Source organism: Streptomyces mayteni, assembly GCF_054783955.1.
This window is the reverse complement of the sequence record NZ_BAAGPR010000259.1, coordinates 1-1,449: the sequence shown is the minus strand read 5'-3', so window position 1 is coordinate 1,449 and position 1,449 is coordinate 1. Positions and strand designations below refer to the sequence as shown.

The 1,449-nt window shown below is 75.1% G+C and carries 2 protein-coding genes; one reads left to right on the top strand and one right to left on the bottom strand.

The window, feature by feature from the left end:
* The first annotated feature begins 106 nt into the window (after positions 1 to 106).
* Entirely contained in the window at positions 107 to 733 is a 627-nt protein-coding gene (locus tag ACYVPE_RS39770) for an IMPACT family protein (RefSeq protein WP_461038723.1), read from the top strand.
* Between the two features lie 44 nt (positions 734 to 777).
* Here the strand turns inward: ACYVPE_RS39770 and ACYVPE_RS39765 are convergent, their stop codons facing one another.
* On the bottom strand, positions 778 to 1,143 hold the full coding sequence (locus ACYVPE_RS39765; protein ID WP_461038722.1) for a hypothetical protein: 366 nt from the start codon (positions 1,141 to 1,143) through the stop codon (positions 778 to 780).
* Positions 1,144 to 1,449 lie beyond the last annotated feature (306 nt).

The following is a 1,449-nucleotide window of genomic DNA, read 5'->3' as shown; positions in this document are numbered from 1 at the left end:
TCCCCCAAGCACTCCGTGCAGGGGGCACCCCCACCCAGGCCGCCAGGCCTGGGGGAGCCAAGGCCTGATCCACGAAGATCCAAAAGACAGGCCCTAGGCTGGGCGGATGCGGGACGGGTATCTGACGGTGGTCGGCGAGGGCGAGCACGAGACCGAGGTGAACCGCTCGCGCTTCCTGTGCGCGCTGGCGCCGGTGGCCGACGAGGCCGCCGCGCAGGCGTTCGTCGCCCGGGCGCGGGCCCGGCATCCGGCCGCCAGCCACCACTGCTACGCGTATGTGCTCGGCGCCGACGCCGTCGTCCAGAAGAGCGGCGACGACGGCGAGCCTGGCGGCACCGCGGGGCTGCCCATGCTGCAGATGCTGCTGCGCCGCGAGGTGCGGTTCACGGTGGCCGTGGTCACCCGGTGGTTCGGCGGCGTCAAGCTCGGTGCCGGCGGCCTGATCCGCGCCTACGGCGGCGCGGTCGGCGCCGCGCTCGACGCGATCGGCACCGTGCCCCGGCGCCGGCTGCGGCTGGCCGTCGTCACCGTCGGCCACGAGCGCGCCGGCCGGCTCGAGAACGACCTGCGGGCCTCGGGACGGGCGGTGCGGGAGGTGACGTACGGCGCCGAGGTGGCCATCCGGGTAGGCCTGCCGGAGGCCGACGTCGAGGCGTTCCGCGCCTGGCTGGCCGGTGCCACCGCGGGCGCCGCCCGGCTCGAACTCGGCGGCGAGGTCTACGAGGCCGGCTGACGCGGCGGGCACGGGAACCGCCCGCCGGCGTCAGGTCACGCGGGTCAGGGCACCGTGCAGACGACGTAGGCCGTGAGGGACTGGGCCGTCGAGCTGGTGTTCTTCCCGTAGACGAGCCAGGCCGTGCCCGACGGGCGCGTGTCGAGCAGGTAGATGTCGAAGGCGCTGGTGCCGGCGCCGCCACCGGTGGGCACCTCGCCGGCGGGGCAGTACGCCCAGGCCGATCCCGACGTGCCGGGAGCGATGCTGGTGGGAGTGCCGGTGTACTGGTTGTGGGCCGCCAGCGGGCCCACGTCCTCGGCGCCGGGGACGTCCTTGACGTCACCGCCGCCGCTCTGGGCCGCCGCCGTGGCGGAGCCGGCCAAGAGGATGACGGAAGCCGCCATCGCGAGGATTCTGGCGCGTCTCATGACACCTCCATGGAGAGCTGTGCGAGCGCGTCCTCCGGGGCCGGAGGATCGCGGCACACGCTAGTGAGCGCGCCGGGAGGCCGGCAGGCGCACGGGCGGGATCACGTGAAGCTCGCGACCGGCGCGTGAAGGATGTGGATGTCGGGTGAAAATGGTGACGGTGTGTCAGTCGGTCGTGCTGGGGCGCGCGGCCGACCGGAACCCGGTCGGCGGCGCACTCCAGCAGGCGGCGGCTCAGCCGCCGCGGCGGTCCGCCGGCGGGTCGGTGCCGAGCGCGGCCAGCCGCTCGGCCACCAGCGCGACCGG